18 protein-coding genes and 1 riboswitch are annotated in these 18,667 nt (G+C 34.7%); of the genes, 2 read left to right on the top strand and 16 right to left on the bottom strand.

All coding sequences use genetic code 11. The annotated features are described in order from the left end of the window. Nucleotides 1-29: 29 nt before the first annotated feature. The 8 genes from MHB75_RS12480 to MHB75_RS12515 form a co-directional block, all read right to left on the bottom strand. Entirely contained in the window at nt 30-1,223 is a 1,194-nt protein-coding gene (locus MHB75_RS12480; protein WP_340998047.1) for an ABC transporter substrate-binding protein, read from the bottom strand. 367 nt (nt 1,224-1,590) lie between these two features. Next, a complete protein-coding gene (locus MHB75_RS12485; protein ID WP_340998048.1) occupies nt 1,591-3,159 on the bottom strand; it encodes an IS1182 family transposase in 1,569 nt (522 codons plus the stop codon). A 38-nt stretch (nt 3,160-3,197) separates the two neighbouring features. After that, the gene (locus MHB75_RS12490) at nt 3,198-3,401 is read right to left on the bottom strand and encodes a hypothetical protein (protein WP_340995029.1); all 204 of its coding nucleotides are present in this window, start codon (nt 3,399-3,401) and stop codon (nt 3,198-3,200) included. 53 nt (nt 3,402-3,454) lie between these two features. Further along, a complete protein-coding gene (locus MHB75_RS12495; protein ID WP_087681994.1) occupies nt 3,455-3,901 on the bottom strand; it encodes a MarR family winged helix-turn-helix transcriptional regulator in 447 nt (148 codons plus the stop codon). Between the two features lie 38 nt (nt 3,902-3,939). After that, nucleotides 3,940-4,695 (bottom strand): SDR family NAD(P)-dependent oxidoreductase, encoded by a 756-nt coding sequence (locus MHB75_RS12500; RefSeq protein WP_340998049.1) that lies wholly within the window; start codon nt 4,693-4,695, stop codon nt 3,940-3,942. Between the two features lie 66 nt (nt 4,696-4,761). Continuing rightward, nucleotides 4,762-5,967: an MFS transporter gene (locus MHB75_RS12505; RefSeq protein ID WP_340998051.1), complete on the bottom strand. Its 1,206-nt coding sequence runs from the start codon at nt 5,965-5,967 to the stop codon at nt 4,762-4,764. Nucleotides 5,968-5,984: 17 nt separating this feature from the next. Continuing rightward, entirely contained in the window at nt 5,985-6,398 is a 414-nt protein-coding gene (locus MHB75_RS12510; RefSeq protein WP_340998052.1) for a MarR family winged helix-turn-helix transcriptional regulator, read from the bottom strand. 119 nt (nt 6,399-6,517) lie between these two features. Next, nucleotides 6,518-7,111, bottom strand: a complete 594-nt coding sequence (locus tag MHB75_RS12515; protein ID WP_340998054.1) for a class I SAM-dependent methyltransferase — start codon at nt 7,109-7,111, stop codon at nt 6,518-6,520. Between the two features lie 155 nt (nt 7,112-7,266). Between MHB75_RS12515 and MHB75_RS12520 the strand changes: the two genes are divergently transcribed. Beyond that, complete coding sequence (locus MHB75_RS12520) at nt 7,267-7,938, top strand: SDR family oxidoreductase (RefSeq protein ID WP_340998056.1); 672 nt, start codon at nt 7,267-7,269, stop codon at nt 7,936-7,938. Between the two features lie 108 nt (nt 7,939-8,046). Here MHB75_RS12520 and gltP read toward each other — a convergent pair whose 3' ends face one another. From gltP to MHB75_RS12560, 8 genes are all read right to left on the bottom strand, one after another. Next, on the bottom strand, nt 8,047-9,315 hold the full coding sequence (gene gltP / locus MHB75_RS12525) for a glutamate/aspartate:proton symporter GltP (protein ID WP_141272375.1): 1,269 nt from the start codon (nt 9,313-9,315) through the stop codon (nt 8,047-8,049). 200 nt (nt 9,316-9,515) lie between these two features. Then, a complete protein-coding gene (locus MHB75_RS12530; RefSeq protein WP_340998059.1) occupies nt 9,516-10,415 on the bottom strand; it encodes a response regulator in 900 nt (299 codons plus the stop codon). A gap of 2 nt (nt 10,416-10,417) precedes the next feature. Next, entirely contained in the window at nt 10,418-11,692 is a 1,275-nt protein-coding gene (locus MHB75_RS12535) for a sensor histidine kinase (RefSeq protein ID WP_340998061.1), read from the bottom strand. Nucleotides 11,693-11,913: 221 nt separating this feature from the next. Beyond that, nucleotides 11,914-12,348 carry a CAP domain-containing protein gene (locus MHB75_RS12540; protein WP_340998063.1) on the bottom strand — a complete coding sequence of 145 codons (435 nt, stop codon included), beginning with the start codon at nt 12,346-12,348 and terminating at the stop codon, nt 11,914-11,916. A gap of 439 nt (nt 12,349-12,787) precedes the next feature. After that, the gene (locus MHB75_RS12545) at nt 12,788-13,525 is read right to left on the bottom strand and encodes an amino acid ABC transporter ATP-binding protein (protein WP_141272369.1); all 738 of its coding nucleotides are present in this window, start codon (nt 13,523-13,525) and stop codon (nt 12,788-12,790) included. A gap of 14 nt (nt 13,526-13,539) precedes the next feature. Further along, nucleotides 13,540-14,328 (bottom strand): amino acid ABC transporter permease, encoded by a 789-nt coding sequence (locus MHB75_RS12550; protein ID WP_141272367.1) that lies wholly within the window; start codon nt 14,326-14,328, stop codon nt 13,540-13,542. A gap of 64 nt (nt 14,329-14,392) precedes the next feature. Beyond that, a complete protein-coding gene (locus MHB75_RS12555) occupies nt 14,393-15,244 on the bottom strand; it encodes a transporter substrate-binding domain-containing protein (RefSeq protein ID WP_340998067.1) in 852 nt (283 codons plus the stop codon). A 120-nt stretch (nt 15,245-15,364) separates the two neighbouring features. Beyond that, nucleotides 15,365-15,551, bottom strand: a riboswitch (Lysine riboswitch). 128 nt (nt 15,552-15,679) lie between these two features. Beyond that, nucleotides 15,680-17,119, bottom strand: coding sequence for a hypothetical protein (locus MHB75_RS12560; RefSeq protein WP_340998068.1), 1,440 nt, complete (start codon nt 17,117-17,119; stop codon nt 15,680-15,682). A gap of 342 nt (nt 17,120-17,461) precedes the next feature. Here MHB75_RS12560 and guaC point away from each other — a divergent pair, with 342 nt between their 5' ends. After that, on the top strand, nt 17,462-18,445 hold the full coding sequence (gene guaC, locus MHB75_RS12565; RefSeq protein ID WP_068457104.1) for a GMP reductase: 984 nt from the start codon (nt 17,462-17,464) through the stop codon (nt 18,443-18,445). The last annotated feature ends 222 nt before the right edge of the window (nt 18,446-18,667 follow it).

The raw sequence follows: 18,667 nt of genomic DNA on the forward strand, positions 1-18,667 counted from the left end.
TAGACACTCTCTTACTATTCAGCTCATTATTAAGGATTTACTTTTGAGTTGAATACTTGTTTGCCTTCTTTAAACTCAAGTACTGTTGCTGTTTTTACAGGGTGATGATTTTTATCAACTGAGAATGTACCTGTTACAAGACTTAAATCTTTTGTATCAGCTAATGATTTTTGGACTTTCTCACCATCTGTTGATCCAGCACGTTCAATTGCATCCTTCAACCAATACACTGTATCGTAACCAAGTGCATTGAATGCATCTGGTGTTTTATCGTATTTCTTTTTATATGCACTTACGAAATCTTGAATACGCTTGTCTGGATCTTCAGCTGAATAGTGATTTGTGAAGTACGTATTGTTCAGTGCTTCATCTCCTGCTAATTCAACTAATTTTGGCGAATCCCAACCGTCTCCACCCATTAGTGGTGCTGTAATACCTATTTCACGTGCTTGTTTTACAATAATACCCACTTCTTCATAGTATCCCGGAATATAAATAAAGTCAGGATTTTTAGCTTTTAAACGTGTAAGTGTTGATTTGAAGTCTGTATCTTTTGCTACATATGCTTCTTGTGCAACGACTTTCCCACCTTTACTTTCGACTGTCTCTTTGAATGATTTTGCCAGTCCTTTTGCATAGTCACTTGAACTATCTGAGAAAATTGCTACATTTTTTGCTTTTAACGTATCAATGGCAAAGTTAGCTGCAATTTTACCTTGGAATGGATCAATGAAACATGTACGGAATGCGTAGTCATTTACTTTATTTGTCTTTTCATCGACTGTTACGTTTGGTGACGTTGCAGATGGTCCGATAACTGGCATTTTGTTTTGATTCGCAATTTTCACCGAGGCAAGTGTATTACCTGATGTTGCAGAACCGATTTGTGCAACTACTTTGTCTTGTGTAGCTAACTTCAAAGCAGCTGTTGTTGCTTCGGCAGAATCAGATTTATTATCTACTTTAACTACTGTAATTTTTTTACCGTCAATTCCACCATCGGCATTAATTTCGTCAATCGCTAGTTGTGCACCATTTGCGATACCAGATCCATAAGAAGCTACAGGACCTGACAATTCTAAGTTCATACCTAACTTGATTTCTTTTGCGTCGTCTTTACTGCCACCGCCTGATGAATCTTTTGCTCCACATCCTGTAAGTGTTGCTAAAACAAAAGAAGTTGCTAAAAATACCGAACCATACCGTTTTAATTTTTTATTCATATGAATCCCCCTAAATTCTGATTTTTCTGAATTATGTAATGATACTTGTTCAGAAATATAAATGATACTTCCCCTTCATCTAACAATTCAAATTTTAAATGATTACTTTTAATTCGTCTACATTAATTTTCTGTAAATTCTAAATTTTTAAATAAAATTAATTGTTTAAACTAGTTTTTTTATATAAAAGTCCTTATACAGCTTCACTTCAAGCCTTTTACGAGAAAATTATTTCGAATAAATAATTCTTCTCTTTTACATACAAAAAAGAGGCTGGGACATAAATAGCTCTCAGTCACACAAAAAAGGAGATTGCGCAGGCAATCTCCTTTTTTGTGTGATTTTTTTCATAAGTGATGGGAGGGTTTTACCCTCTCATCGCATACTTTCTTAGGTTGGTTGCCATTAAGGCAAGTCCGATTTCATTTCGGACCTTCGATTTTCCACGAAGTGAAAATCGAGTGAAACCTAAATTCGCCTTCAAAAATCCAAAAACTGGTTCCACATCGATTTTTCGTTTTCGATAAATGGCGCCTGTTTTTGCTTCTGAAAGCGTCGCTTGAATCATTTTCTTCTGTTCTTCCCAATGCGTATTGATGGCCAATCTTCGATTGTTTCCTTCACGTGCTTTTGTACAAGATGAACGGAAAGGGCATCCTGAACAGTCTTCACATGTATATATTTTAAAATGACGTGTAAATCCTGTTTTGTCCGTACGTGTTGAGTCGTATTGATACGTTACTAATTGTCCATTCGGGCACGTATAACAATCTGTCGTTGCGTTATATGCCCAATTGCTTGTTTTAAAAGGATCTTTAAGATATTTTCGTTGCTGTTCTTTGCGATACATACCATATGTAATTAATGCTTTACGTTGGAGTGTTTCTACCACGTATTGATAGTTCGGTTCACTACCATAACCTGCATCGGCGACAATATGTTCAGGTAGTTCAAAATAATGAGCTTGAATATCTTGTAAAAAGGGCACGAGCGTTTTTGTATCTGTCGGATTCGGATACACCTCATAAGCAAGGACATATTGATTTTCTGTTGCGATTTGAACATTGTAACCGGGTTTCAGTTGTCCATTCTTCATATAATCGTCTTTCATACGCATAAATGTCGCGTCGACATCGGTTTTTGAATAACTATTTCGTGTACCCATCTGTTGTAAATGAAGACGATATTGTCTTTTTCGGACAATCCAATCTTTCACTTGTTTTAAATATTGTTTCGGTGTTTTACGTGCTGCACGCAATTGTTTTCGTTCGGTTGAATCAGAGGAAGCTTCCAGCTTTTCTGTATAATCATCAATTACTTCTTCTAATGTCGAAGCGACTTGTTCTAGCTCTTCTTCAGATAAAGCCTCTTTTTGTTCCTTTTGAATGGCAGGCAAAATACGTTCTTCTACGAGTTGCTCGTATAAGGCATTAGACTTTTCAATCATACTAGCTTGATAGTTTTCAACCGACTTCTTCCATACAAAAGTGAACTTATTGGCATTCGCTTCAATTTTTGTACCATCAATGAAGATTGCTTGTTGGTCAATGCATTTTTCTTCAATTAATCGACACCGGAATTGGATAAAGCATTGTTTTAGAAGTTCTTGCATCTGTGGATGAACGCGAAAACGATTAATCGTACGATAGCTTGGTTCGTAACCTTGTGCTAACCACATCATACGTACACTATCTTTTGTTAAATCTTCCATCCGGCGACCTGAAAAAATAGATTGTGTATAACCACATAAAATAATTTTTAACATCATTTTAGGGTGATAAGAAGGACAACCTGTCGCTTTGTAGAAAGGAGCGAAAGCTTCTTCTGGAATACTTTCGACTAAATGATGGATCGAAAAAGCAATATCTTTTTCAGCTAGTTTCATTTCAAAATCTAATGGTAAAATCACTTGATTCATGTTATAGTTTTTATACATAAAGAGCACTTCCTTTTATTATTTTTGTGGTAAGATACTTAAATTTTAACAGGAAAGGCTCTTTTTTTGTATCCTATTTTTTGTTTTAGATGGGCGTGAGGGCGTGACTTCTGCGGGAACAGCACGAGCGGAATATCCATGTTGGCGATGCATCGCCAACATGAGATGAAGCCGTGCCCGCGAAAAGCATCGCCCAAAACGAACATCCGCAGACAGACCAAAAAGAGCTTCGGCATTTTCATGTGCCGAAGCTCTCTTGCTTTTAGCTAGGGTTTTGTCCCAGCCTCTTTTCAAACTAAGGCTTATATTGTTGATTTCGTGCTATTGAAGCTTCTAATAACTTCTCAGTAATATTTAAATATTGTTCGAGTTCTTCATCAGTTAATACTTCAAATAGTTCTTGATGTACTTTTCGTCCTTGTACCTGTGCATCTTTTAATACTGAAACACCTGCATCAGTAATTTCCATGAGCACATGACGACGATCTTCTTCGTTGTAAACACGCTTCGCATAACCTAATTTTACAAGTTTATTCGCAATATTTGTCATAGCACCAGGTGTACATCCCATTCTTTCTGCTAACACAGTTTGCTTTAAAGCACCATGCTGTAAAAGTTCAGAGAGTACAAGTACAGGTGTTACACCTAATTTATGCGGAAAACGTCTTGTAAAATGATAGATGTTTGAGTTATTAATATACTCCGTTTTGTGTATAACTTGAAATAAATTTGAATCCTTCACAACTATATCCTCCTCAATAGCCACGAAAATCATCGTTTCTAGTGAAGCATTAATGATCCACCATCAACCATTAGAGTTTGACCAGTGATATATGAAGAATCATCTGAAGCTAAGAATACAGCTACACGGCCGATGTCTTGTTCTACTTCACCAAAGCGACCTAGTGGGATTTGATTACGAACTTGCTCATAGTACTCTGGTTGTGATTTTGACCAAGCTTCAACGCCTGGAGTGTATGCTAATGGACTGATGATATTGACATTAATACCGAATTCGCCCCATTCATTTGCTGCTACACGTGATAATCCACGAATTGCCTCTTTTGCTGCTGCATAAGCACCTTGTGTTTTATGGCCAGAAAGACCAGCACCTGATGCAAAGTTAATGATATTACCTTTTGTCTCTTTTAAGTATGGTAATGCAGCATTCATTAAATAGAATGTAGGGTAGAAACTTGTACCAAATGATAGATCTAAGTGTGCTTGTGTTGTTTCTGCTAGTGGCACTTGTTTTGAAACGTGTGCATTGTTTACTAGAATATCTAGTTTACCACATTTTTCAACCACTGTTTCTACAATGTTTGGAAGATTTGCATAATCCATTAAATCGGCTTTTAAGAAAAATGATTTTGGAGAAATCGCTTGAAGTTCTGCTTTAGTCGCTTTTCCCATTTCTTCGTTTAAATCAACGATTGCTACAACTGCACCTTCTTTATCCATTGCACGTGCCATACCACTTCCGATACCGCCAGCTCCTCCAGTAATAATTGCTACTTTACCTTCTAACTTTCCCATATATTTCACTCTTTAAAATATGTCCATGCATATTTTAACACTAAAACATTTATTTTTAAAACGTTTTTAGCTTAATTGTGAAACTTTTAACATTCTTTCTCTTTTACCATAGACTACGTAATAGAGAAGAATGAGTACAAAAATAAAAATACCAAGAGAGGTATATAGAACACTATAGCCGAATACAGGAATCACATACCCCAAGAGATATGGTCCTACACCTAAGCCGGCGTCTAACGCAATAAAGTAAGTAGATGTAGCCAGTCCCATACGCTGCGGAGGCGTTAACTTAATAGCCAGTGCTTGGGCACCAGATGATAAATTACCATACCCAATACCAATTAAAATACCAGCTAAGAGGAGTATAAAAGCTGAATGTGCAAAGCTCATTAAAATTAATCCAGTACCAAAGAAAATAAAACAAGGATACATGACGGAGTTTCCACCGAAACGATCTAGCATTTTCCCTGTTACAGGTCGTGTTAATAAAACAGCAATTGCATAAACGATAAAGAAGTAACTAGAAGCTACTTCTAAATTACGTTCTTTTGCAAACAAGCTAATAAAAGATAAAATTGCTGCATAACCAAAGCACATTAAAAACGTAACAATGGCAATGGGCATTGCTTTTAGTTCAATATATTGTGAAATAAAACTTCCTTTTGATTTTTCAGTTGGTTGTACTACTGTAGTTGATTCAGCATCAGGTACTTTTGTGAATACAGCAAGTAAGAAACTAATAATACCGATTATCATACACATCATAAAAATAACAGAATATGTTGTATGTTGAACCATAGATAGTCCAATAAAAGGACCAATTGCTGTACCTAATGTTGCACTCATTGCAAAATAACCAATTCCTTCACCTTTACGCGATGGAGGCAAAATTTGCGCAACAATGGTTCCAGTTGCTGTAGAGGCAACTCCTACCCCAATCCCATGTACAAGGCGACATACTAATAAAAGAATAATTCCTGCATGAATGAAATATAATCCCGTAGTTGCAATGAAAAAGAGCAAACCAAATAATAATACTCTTTTGCGTCCAATTTGTTCAATGACACGACCTGTAAATAATCGTCCTAATAATGTACCAATAATATAAATACCTGTTACTAAACCAACTTGACTTGTTGTTGCTCCGTACTCACTAATCGCAAATTTGCCGATTGTTACCATTAATAAATAAAAAATAACAATTAATAAAAAATTAATGGCTGACATCACAATAAATTGTGGTGTCCATAAAGCTGCTTTTGTCTTACTCATATTATTCCTTCTTTTTATTAAATTTTTTCTCTTAACGCTACTAGCAATTCAATCATCTGCAGCTGTTCTTCCTCTGAAACCCCCTCCAATAAACGATGTTCAAATGCATCAATTGGAATACGAACTTGATGATATAGTGTTCTTCCTTTTTCTGTTATGGTTATACGTTTCTCTCGTTTATCATGTGTAGCCATAGGTTTAATTAAACCAGCTTCCTCTAATTTTGTAACAGTTCTTGTCACAGTCGGTTTTTCAACTCCTTGTAACTGTGCTAATTCAACTAAAGTTATTGAATCATTTTTCTCTAAGTAATAAAGAATTGACCACTGCGCTCGATGCAATTGATGGTCTGCTAAAATAGCATTCAAATGTGTTTCAAAAGGTCTATAAAATAAAATGATTTGATGGAACAGTGATGATATATGTGCCAAATCAGTTCCTCCCTTCACAATTAGTTACTTTGGGTAACTTTTAGTTTCACTAAATAATTGTATCACAATTTCCCAGGAAATAAAGAGTAAATAAAAATAGATTGCCTTATAAAGGCAATCTATTTTTGAATAATGAATTGTATAACATGCGCTAATCCTGTGTGCAACGTGCCTTCATTACGTACTACTTCACCAACATAAAAATGTTTAATCTTATAGTCACTACACCACTCTAAAACATCTTGTGGATTATATAATAAATCGATATCTTTTGGTCCACCTGTTTGATAATGTAATTGTTCTTCGCTATACAGCTCCATCATAATCATGCCACTTGGCGTGACTGATTTTACTACTTTATCAAAAATGAGCTTTTGATATTTTTTGGGGAAATGCCCAAAAATCATAACAGCTCCATTAAACTCTTCAATTGGTGTTTCATTATGAATAAGGTCTGTTAATCTTGTTGCGACATGCACATGATTTTCAGAAGCTAATTTCTTCGTTTTACTTAAACCACTTTGTGCAAAATCAAAAGCAGTTAGCATAAATCCTCGCATTGATAAGAAAACAGCATTTCGTCCTTCTCCCTCTGCAAAAGCACCGATTTTCTTACTTCCCTTAAATACTTTGTAATATTGTTTTACAAACTCATTTGGCTCGATACCGTACACATAACCCTCTGTATCAAAACGATCTTGCCACATATTCATTGCTAACCCTCCACTGTGATTAAAAGACTTAAATTTATATCTATAATAGATGATCAAATCATTCAACTATAAATACTTTATTTTTATTAAAATATCGTTACATATAACGATTGCGTAATCTATCTTAACTATATAATAGGAAAAGGTGAAGAACAATGTCACGATTAAATGATAAAGTTGCAATCATTACAGATAGTGATTCTGAAATCGGTAAGGAAATTGCACGTAGTTATGCAAAAGAAGGTGCAAAGGTTGTTATTGCTGACTTTAATGACGAATCCTTACGCGAAACAGTTGCAGAATTTCAAAAAGAAGGATTAGATGCTTTCGGTGTTCAAGTGAATGTCGCTTCTGAAGATGATATTCAGCGCATGGTAGATGATACATGGAATCGTATAATTGATATTAACTTAACTGGTGTCATGCGAGCCATGCGAAAAGTAATTCCTCACTTTGTTGAGCAAGGAGGCGGTACGATGGTTAATATGGCCTCTATCTCTAGTTTAACAGGTGGTTGTGACGACTTAGCCTATACAGCTGTGACACATGCAGTTGTTAGTATGACAAAGAACGTCGCTTCACCATACGGACCTCATCACATCCATTATAACGCGATTGCGCCTGCCCAAGTCGCAACAAAATTCGCTGCAAATATAAGTAAGATGGACCAATTCGGCTTAGAAGTCGCAACGCGTGGTGTCAGCATGATGCCTCGCATTAGAACAGTCGAAGAAGTTGCGAATATCGCAATCTTCCTTGCTTCAGATGAATCATCTCTTATTAATGATGTAGCCATTGCTGCCGATTCAGGTTGGAGCGCTTACTAAACCAGACTATTTAAGTCATATACCCTGAAATAAATATTACAATTCATAAATTAGAAAAGGAGAGCACTCGATATGAGTACTCTCCTTTTTCACTATATAAATACTGTATTATGCTTTTGATTGGTTTTCAAAGTAGTTATCGTACTTCTCTTGATCGAAACGACCTTCCCAACGAGCCATTACTAATGACGCTAATGAGTTACCTACTACGTTTACAGCTGTACGAGCCATATCTAGGATACGGTCAATACCAAGGATGAATGCTAAGCCTTCAACTGGAATACCTACAGCGCCAAGTGTTGATAATAATACAACGAATGATACGCCAGGTACACCTGCAATACCTTTAGAAGTAACCATTAATGTTAATACTAATGTAATTTGTTGTGTGATTGATAAATCAATGCCATACATTTGTGCAATGAAAATCGCTGCGATTGACTGGTACAATGTTGAACCATCTAAGTTAAATGAATAACCTGTTGGAATAACGAATGATACAACATCTTTTGGAGCACCAAGGTTCTCCATCTTTTTCATAACACGTGGTAAAACGGTTTCAGAACTTGATGTTGAATAAGCTAGAATCAATTCTTCTTTTAATACTTTGATTAACTTGAAGATGCTGATTTTCGCCATTTTTGCCACAATTCCTAATACAACAAAAATGAAGAATGCCATTGCTACATATACAAGAATTGCTAATTTTGATAATGGAATTAATGATTTTACTCCGAACGTTGAAACTGTTACAGCGATTAATGCAAATACGCCAATCGGAGCGAATTTCATGATTGTGTTTGTTACCCAGAACATCGCATCTGCTACACCAGAGAAGAATGCTAGAACTGGTTTACCACGTTCACCAATTGCTGCGACACCTAAACCAAATAATACTGAGAAGAAGATGATTGCAAGCATATTACCGCTAGCCATTGCTGCTACAATATTTGTTGGCACGACGCTAATAATCGTATCCGCAAAACCACCATGCTTCACTTCTTCTGTAGTTGTTTGATATTGAGAAATATCACCTTTAGATAAATGTTCCATATCAACGCCAGCGCCTGGGTTGAAAATGTTTGCTGCTAGTAAACCAATTAAAATAGCTACTGTTGTGATAATTTCAAAGTAAACGATTGTTTTTAAACCTAGTTTACCAAGCTTCTTCATATCTCCAGTACCAGCTACACCTAAAATTAAAGTTGAAATGATAATAGGTACTACGATCATTTTGATCATGTTCATAAAGATTGTACCTAATGGTTGAAGATATTTAGTTACGTTGTCGTTTCCGTAGAATACAGCACCGACAATAACACCTAAAATAAGACCGATTAAAATCTGCCATGCTAGACCTAATTTAAACTTCTTCATCAATGAGTCACCTCTCAGATTATATTAGTTTTTTTCATGAATTTTTAAAAACTATAATCTTATTCTATGGTTGACCTTAATTTTCCGACATTATCCGACATTTTAATTAGATAAAATTTTCAAAAAAAGTTCAAAAACATATATTTTCCTTATCATTGAAGTAACTATTATGCTGTTTTGATATGAAAACGATTTCTGAATTATATTTTACTAGAATTATTGTTAAATTTTTCATTTGATTCGATATAGAGTACTTGTAAGAACTTTTTCACATTAATCTTCACCTTTTTAGGTGTTGTTTCATCTTGAATCGCCTTCATCACTGTACGAATCTCTGAGAATTCAAAATAACGTGGCGCATAATATTCAAATTCTGGATTTGTATAGTCTACTACACCTAATGTCGCAATATTATTCATTGCTGCACCGACTGTACGACGAATACGTTGTTCAATAGCTTTACTCTCTTTTAGAATCTCAAGTGGATCAATTTTTGTTTTACGTGCTACTGCTTCATATAACTCTTTAAGCGGTGGTAGTTGCATCGAATGTTCTTCCTGTTCAGCTAAATACGTCAGCATATTCACAATATCATCTGTTCCTACCTCACCAACAATCCCCATGTCGTTCAAAATAGAAAGTGCGATATCTTTTAAATTACGATAATTTTCTGTATTCGTACTTTCTTCAAAGTTCATGATTGATTTACGAATCGTCATAAGCGATTGTTTCAAAATTAAATTCTCACTCGTTCTCTTTAAAATACTATGCACTTCAATACGATTAATGGGCTTATGAATAAAAAATTCGACACCTTTTTCATATGCCTCTCCCACCATCTCTTTATTTACAACTTGAGATAACATAATGAACGTTCCTTTGAATCCGTGCTTTTGCAATTCATCAATTGTTTCGATTCCATCTAAATGTGGCATTAGTAAGTCTATTAATACAACATCTGGATCACTTGCGATAATTTTTTGAATAGCCGACTCACCGCTATCTGCCTCACCGACGATTACACCCATTTCTTCTTCTAAAATAATCGTTTTTAACATACGGCGACTTGCCGCATCATCATCTACTATAAAATAACGCATTATTATTCGCCCCTCTGCTCAATTTTGCTCCTTGGTATTTTAATTGTAAATGTTGTACCTTTTCCTATAACCGATTGCACACGAAGCTCTCCTTCTAATAAACGAATCGCCTCTTGAACATGCGATAAACCGATTCCTGTTGCCGCGACACCTTTGTCATTAAATTTAGTTGTAAAACCAGGCTCATAAATTAATTGCAAATCTTCTTCTGAAATACCTTTACCTGAATCTCTTACTTGTATATAAATTGAATCGTTTAATTCATTAATAATGAATGAGATGCTTCCTTTTTTCTTAATTGCTTCGATTGCATTCGCAAGTACATTATTAATAATCGCTAAAAAAAGCATTTGCTCTTTTACAATAAAATTCACATTCACAGTTGTATAAATTGTAATTTCTTTCTCTAAATGTTGAGCATATTTACGATTTCCTTCTATAGCTACTTCTATTACTTCGGATAAATCATAATGTGTATAATCACGTGATCGTGTAATTGCAGATAAGCCCGAATAAATACGCTGTGAATCTTTTTTAACTTCATGAATTTCTTGAGAAATGTGCAAAGCTTTTTGGCTAAACTCTCTTTGTTCGCTTTTTTTTAATACACGATATAAATCATAACTATCTGCCATGATTTGCTCAATATGGTTCATGGATTTTTGTAAATAAAGTGTTTCAATATATAAACCTGACCCTACCGCGAACTCATCTTCCAATCTTTTTTTCTGTTCAGATAACAAGACAGAGCTGTATAATCCCACAACAAAGAAACTACGAAATACAGCAACTGCTGCGAGTAGTAACCATTCTTGTAAACTACTCGTTAAACCATCCGTTGTTAAAATACGTAATAGATGCTCGATACTATTACTTAGTATTTCTAAAAATGTTGCTAAAAAACCTAATTTTAAAGGTTGTCCAATAAAATTTTTAAGCTTTAAAAAATGAAAACCTATTATATATACGAAATAATAAGCACCTGCTGGATAATGTTCAATGAATCGATTATAAATTGTTATGTTCGGCACTTGTTCTAATGGAAAACATATACGAAATCCAACAACAATACACGCTGTAACTATACCCGTTAGTATGTAACGCTTTGGCATACGAATAAGTAACATTAAAAAAAATACAATACTCCCCATGCCAAAACGGAAATTTTCGCCACTAAATGGAGAGAGTTTAATTTCACTACTGATTGCTGTAAATACAGCTATTAATATAATCCAGACCCACTCAAAACGAAATATCTGATTAACTCTTTTATTCATTAGTCTCTCCTTTATCCCCATTGTTTCTTCAGTTTACCACTGCCTCTTTATAATTCTCTACTATTTCATAAAACAAAACCGGCTGGACAAAACATTTAACTTTTATTTTTTAGCGTTCGCAACGAAAAACTGGAACCATGCTACAGCATGATTCCAGTTTTTCACACTTATGTCCCATCCTGTTCAATTTATTTAGCAAACCATTGTGTAGCATAGGTAGGCTAGTCACTATTTTTTGTACCTTTTACTACTGTTACGCTAATCTTTTCAAATCGAGGATTTAACATATTTGCTTTATGGCCTGGTGAATCCATCCATCCTTGTATAAAATCTTTCGCAGTCATGTACCCCGCCGCTAGATTCTCACCTGCAAATGAAAATTTATATTCCCCTGTATAAAGAAAATTTGCCCAGCGTCCATATTTTGGACTGCTATGACCAAAATAATTTACCATTGCCATATCATTACTTCTAAAATGTGTGTATTCTTTTAATGATGTATCTACTTTTAGAGAGGAAATTCCACGTTTTTTACGTTCTTTATTTACTAATGTCACAATTTCTTTTTCCATTGTTGCATTCGTCTTAGTAGGTAATTTCGAAAGGCTTTTTACATTTTTAATCCATACATATTTTTGTGTCTTACTATTTTTCACCTTAACCCAGCTACCAGACTTACTATATTGCTTATAAATACTTGGCGATAATTTCGATTTATATTTTCTTTTCCTTTACTTTTATACATGGTCGTTGCTTGATTCACATAAATAAGCAGTTGTTCTTTTTTTGCTTGTGGATTACCTTCCATAGAGAAAGAAGGAATCATAAGAAAACATAATAGTAATAAACTAATATACAATCGAACATATTTTTTATTTACTAAAATCGCACTCACCACTTTCTAAGTTGTTTTAGGATGTGTTAATATTTTTGACTAATTTGCCATTTCCTAAACAACAATTTATGTCTTTTATGAAAGTATTTTGTATAAAAAGTGATGATATCCTTGATAGAGCAAGGTTTTACAATTTTAAAATAAAAAAGAATCATGCTGATTTAGCACAATTCTTTCTTAATTATAATAAAATACTACCCTCAGTTTTTAAACGTACGTTGTAAAAAGGCTTTTGTTCGTTCATGTTTTGGATGATTAAATACTTCATCTGGCGTTCCGTCTTCAACAATCACACCTTGATCCATGAAAACAATACGATCCGATACTTCACGCGCAAATTCCATTTCATGCGTTACGATAATCATTGTTGAACCTGCTTCTGCTAATTTTTTCATGACTTTTAATACTTCACCGACCATCTCTGGATCAAGTGCTGAAGTTGGTTCATCAAATAATAATGCAGTCGGCTTCATAGATAATGCTCTCGCAATCGCCACGCGCTGTTTTTGACCACCCGATAATTGAGCTGGTCTTGCGTTAATATATCTGCCCATCCCCACGATATCTAGATATTCTTTCGCAATTTCTTCTGCCTGTTGTTTTGAACGCTTTAATACTTTAATCTGTCCCAATGTGCAGTTCTGTAAAACATTGCAGTTATTAAATAAATTAAACTGTTGGAACACCATGCCTAACTTTGTTCGGTACTCATTCACATCTTCCATATGTGTTAATACATTTTGACCTTCATAATTCACTTCACCACCATCTGGTGTTTCAAGTAAATTTAAACAACGTAATAAAGTAGATTTACCTGAACCTGAAGAACCAATTACGGTCACAACTTCTCCTTTTTCAACTGAAAAGTTAATGTCCTTCAAGACTTCATGTGACCCGAAGGATTTACTTAAATTTTTAATATTAATGACTGTGCTCAATGTAAATTACCTCCCTACTTCATTGGTCCTTCAGCTCTTCTAGGCTGCGGAATATCTAACATTTGATAGTTGGCTGTGCCACCTAATTTACGTTCAAAGAATCGTAGAATCTGTGTCACAACAATCGTTAAGACTAGATAGATTAAACATGCTACGAAGAATGATTCAAAGTATCTAAAGTTCGCACCTGCAATTGACTTTGTGACGAAGTATAACTCGGTTACACCGATTACATTTAATACAGATGTATCTTTAATATTCATAACGAATTGGTTACCTGTAGCTGGTAAAATATTGCGTAAAACTTGTGGTAATACGACATGCATCATCGTTTTCCAGTGATTCATACCAATTGCTTGTGCCGCTTCGAATTGTCCTTTATCTACGCTGACAATACCACCACGGACAATTTCTGCCATGTAAGCCCCTGTATTCAGGGATACAACTAATACTGCCGCAACTGTACGATTCATATCACCTGTGACACCAAAATCAGTTCCGATTGATTCTTTAATTGACTGCATAATCAATGGGAATCCGTAGAATACGACCATCGCTTGTACCATCATTGGTGTACCACGGAAGAACTCTACATAGACACGTAAGATGACACGAATGACTTTTAATACAATCATTTTAAATGCTGATTTTGTTTTCGGAATCGTATCAATTACCCCAATTAATAAACCGATAATCGCCCCCAGAATGGTACTGACGGTGGCAATAAACATCGTCATTCCTGCGCCACGTAAAAACATTTGCCAATTATCTTTAGCAATTTCAAATAGCCATTCTAGACTCATTTCGCTCTCCCCTTATAAAATACAAGCTACCGACTAAACAAGACAGTCGGTAGCCACGTACGTTCTATTTTGCTGCTGGTTGGTTTTTAATCTCTGTTTCCATAATCTTTTGACGCTCGTCTTCTGAAATACTTGCTAATGCTTTATTCACTTGCTCTGTTAATTCGCTACCTTTTTTCACACCAACTGCGACTGAGAATTCCGCTTTATCAGCTTTGAAACCTGAACCGTCTTTGAACTCAATCATTTTAAATTTATCATTTGCTGCTGAAGCTGATAAACCTTCTGGACGTTCTGATACGTATGCATCAATTTTTCCTGATTCGAGTGCTACACGCATTGCTGAGAAATTATCTGAAGCAGGTTGTTTTTGTACACCATTAATTTGGTCAATTACTGTATAGTGTGACGTATTTAACTGACCTGTTACTTTTGCACCTTTGAAATCTTGAATTGATGTAGCATTGTCGTATTTACCGCCTTTTTTCACGACCATTACAAGATTTGAAGTGTAGTAAATATCTGAGAAATCAATTGTTTTTTTACGTTCCTCTGTTGGTGACATCCCTGCAATTACTGCATCAATTTTCCCTGAAATAAGTGCCGGAATTAAACCATCCCACTCTGTTTTTACAATCACTAATTCACGATCTAAGCTATCTGCGATTTTTTTAGCAATTTGTACATCATAACCGCCCGCATATTCTGCATTACCTTCGATTTTTACAGCGCCGTTAGCGTCATCTTTTTGTGTCCAGTTGAATGGTGCATATCCCGCCTCCATACCGACTGTAAATTTTTCTTTCTCTTTATCGCCTGAAGATTCCGATTTTTTCGAATCTTCCGAGCTACATCCTGCTAATGCAAAGACAAGCACAAGTAATAGTGCTGTAAATATTCCCCATGATTTTTTCATTTGTACCTCTCCTTTAAATATGTTCCCATTGTGAAAACGAAAAGGACTATAACAAAAGGTGGATGAGATACTTCTCCAGACCTTTTGGTATAGTCCTTCTAAAAATCCTCATCATTGCCCAATTGAGATAGCTCAACTTACTTTATTCGGGTAAAAAAAGTAAGACAGTCCTGCAACTATTAATTGCAGACCCAGCATATGATGTTGAGAACCCACCATACACTTCGGCGACATCTCCTTCTAAGTAGCATCTTTGTATTCTCGTACTCCGCTACTTACTAATAAATATCGCGCCTCTACCTCACAATTGTGTCAATGTGAGGTCATATTCGTTTGTTATAATTAACAATAGTCTACTTTATAGACTATTTTATGTCAATATACTGAAAAAAAGAAAAATATAAATTTTTTATTTAAAAATAAAAATTTATGTATTTATTCTTCGTATTCAATATCATCTAATTGATCATAATAAAAAATATTTCCATTCTCTGCATCAATTCTCTCAATGCGTTGTCCCACTTCTTTTTCTTTTACAACATAGCATAATTCATATTTTGTAAATTCTTCATCTTCATATGGAACACGTGCTAATTCCATCTTAATGGAGTCTTTATAAATTTCATTTGCTTCTTCTAATGTAATTGTCGGTTCCATTGACATATTCTCAATATGCTCTTCTTTTAACATTGGAATCACTGCATCTGTTACACGACCTGAATAAATACCCATATCAATATTTGCTGTATATTCACTTAGTGGAATGCCATTAATGTAACGGTGGAATGTAAAAGTCACAAATGGTTCGAAAGCATAAGAATCATCTTCGTCATCTTCCTCTTCATACTCACCATCTTCTGCTGATAGAGCTTTTAACATCTCAATTTCCTCTTCTGTTAACTCATCATCTTCATCATCTTCTAAATCTTCTTCAACGAATGCATCTTCTAATAAATAATGTTCAGACACATTTCCTACTTTGGATTCTAAAAAGGCAATTGCACGTTTACGAAGTTCATCTAGTGTGTATTCGTCCCCTTCTTTGAATGGCAGAGTAGAATCAATAATCAATTGATGTTCATCAGACATATCGAATTTAACATAATGTTGGTCAGATTGTTCATATGTAACTGTATTTTCTTCTTCAACTTTATTCATATCCGGTGTAATACCTAACAAAATTGCTTCATCATACATTTCCATAACAGGTGGAACTTTTTCTAATTCAACAGGACCATTTTCTAAAAATTGATTTAATGAAATAATATCTCCGTTTGCGCCAACTACTTCATTTAAATTTTTAGGGTAGTACATTAATCGAATTTCATCTTCTTGTTGGAAAGCAGCTAATTCAACTAACATTCTATTTTTATAAATCATCAATGCCACATCTGCATCGACTGTAAGTTTCGGATGTGTTAATTGATAATAAGATTGATTGAATGTTGCGGATAATACAAAACCTTGTTTATTCATCTCAATTGTTGCACCTGAATCAGGTAGTGGGATTTGATACTGCACATCCATTGCCTCAAACGTTAGTAAAAACGTCTGATCGCCCCACTCAGAAAAAGAAGTTAACTGTAAATTCTTTTGACCATATTCATCTACAAAATCTTGAGCAATCTCTTTTAAATCTTCAGCTGATAGTTCTTCATATTCATCTAAAGATACATCATTATTTTCTAAAATGGCTTCTAAATCAATAATTAATGATGTAATTTTCCCTTCATCTGACACTTCAACTTGTCCATAAGAGATTTCGCGATGTGCATCTACAATCTCTCCGAATTCTTCCATTTCTTCTTCTGTCATAATTTTAATCGGTGGTGCACCAATTAAAAGTTCACGTAATTCTATTTCTAATTGTCGCATGACTAACTTCCTTTCTCACTTGCTCTTTCCGTATTTCAATCTATGAATAAAGCAATCAATAACTGTATATATTTTACTACTCTTTAAATTCTAATTTTATCATATTGTTACCACTTCGTCTTGATAGTTTCATACTTCCACGTATTTTATTCGTTTTTATAACTTAAAATGAAAGCATTTACAAGTCTTAAATTGTTCAATTTGTGTGAACATCAAAAAATTTTCTAAATATTTATACACAAAACCTTTGACATGACTTTGAAAATGAGGTAAATTACCAAAGGACGAACATTTATAGTCCCAACAAAAATAATATTCGCCTTTAGGAGTGTATTTTAAACAATGGATAACGTATTTGATTATGAAGACATTCAATTAGTACCAGCAAAGTGTATCGTAAATAGCCGCTCAGAGTGTGATACAACAATCGAGCTTGGTGGACATAAATTTAAATTACCGGTTGTCCCTGCAAATATGCAAACAATCATTGATGAAACAATTGCTACAAAATTAGCAGAAGATGGTTACTTCTACATTATGCACCGCTTCAACCCTGAAAAACGTATTGGCTTTATTAAAGACATGCAATCAAAAGGTTTAATCGCATCAATTAGCGTAGGTGTAAAACCAGAAGAATATACATTCGTAGAAGAATTAGCTGCTTTAGGTTTAACACCTGAATTCATTACAATTGATATTGCACATGGTCATTCAAATGCAGTCATCAACATGATTCAACATATTAAAGGTCTATTACCAAACGCATTCGTAATTGCAGGTAATGTTGGTACACCTGAAGCAGTTCGTGAACTTGAAAATGCTGGCGCTGACGCTACAAAAGTAGGAATCGGACCAGGTAAAGTATGCATTACAAAAATCAAAACAGGCTTTGGTACTGGTGGCTGGCAATTAGCTGCTTTACGTTGGTGCTCAAAAGCTGCAACGAAACCAATTATCGCAGATGGTGGTATTCGTACACATGGCGATATCGCAAAATCAATTCGTTTTGGTGCTTCAATGGTTATGATTGGTTCATTATTCGCAGGTCATGAAGAGTCACCTGGTAAAACAGTTGAAGTCGATGGTAAAAAAGTAAAAGAGTACTTCGGCTCAGCTTCTGAATTCCAAAAAGGTGAAAAGAAAAATGTTGAAGGTAAGAAAATGTATGTGGAGCACAAAGGTGCTTTAAAAGATACATTAGTTGAGATGCAACAAGATCTTCAATCATCAATTTCTTACGCTGGCGGCACAAAACTAGATGCTATCCGTACAGTTGATTATGTAATCGTTAAAAACTCAATTTTCAACGGTGACAAAGTTTACTAATCGTATCAACCAATATATAAAGCAGCTTACATTATTTTGTAAGCTGTTTTTTTATATCAAAATTACATTTAATGACTTTCATTCTATTAATTTTTTTTTAGTATATTTATCACACTCTTAATCATTAATTAACCTATACAAAATATTAGTTTTTTACTAAAAAACACTATGAAATGTTAATTTTCCTTTATTACAACTTGAATTCATCATTTTTGTTTATAA

It is taken from the genome of Kurthia sp. FSL E2-0154 (genome assembly GCF_038003625.1).
Classification (GTDB): Bacteria; Bacillota; Bacilli; order Bacillales_A; family Planococcaceae; genus Kurthia; species Kurthia gibsonii.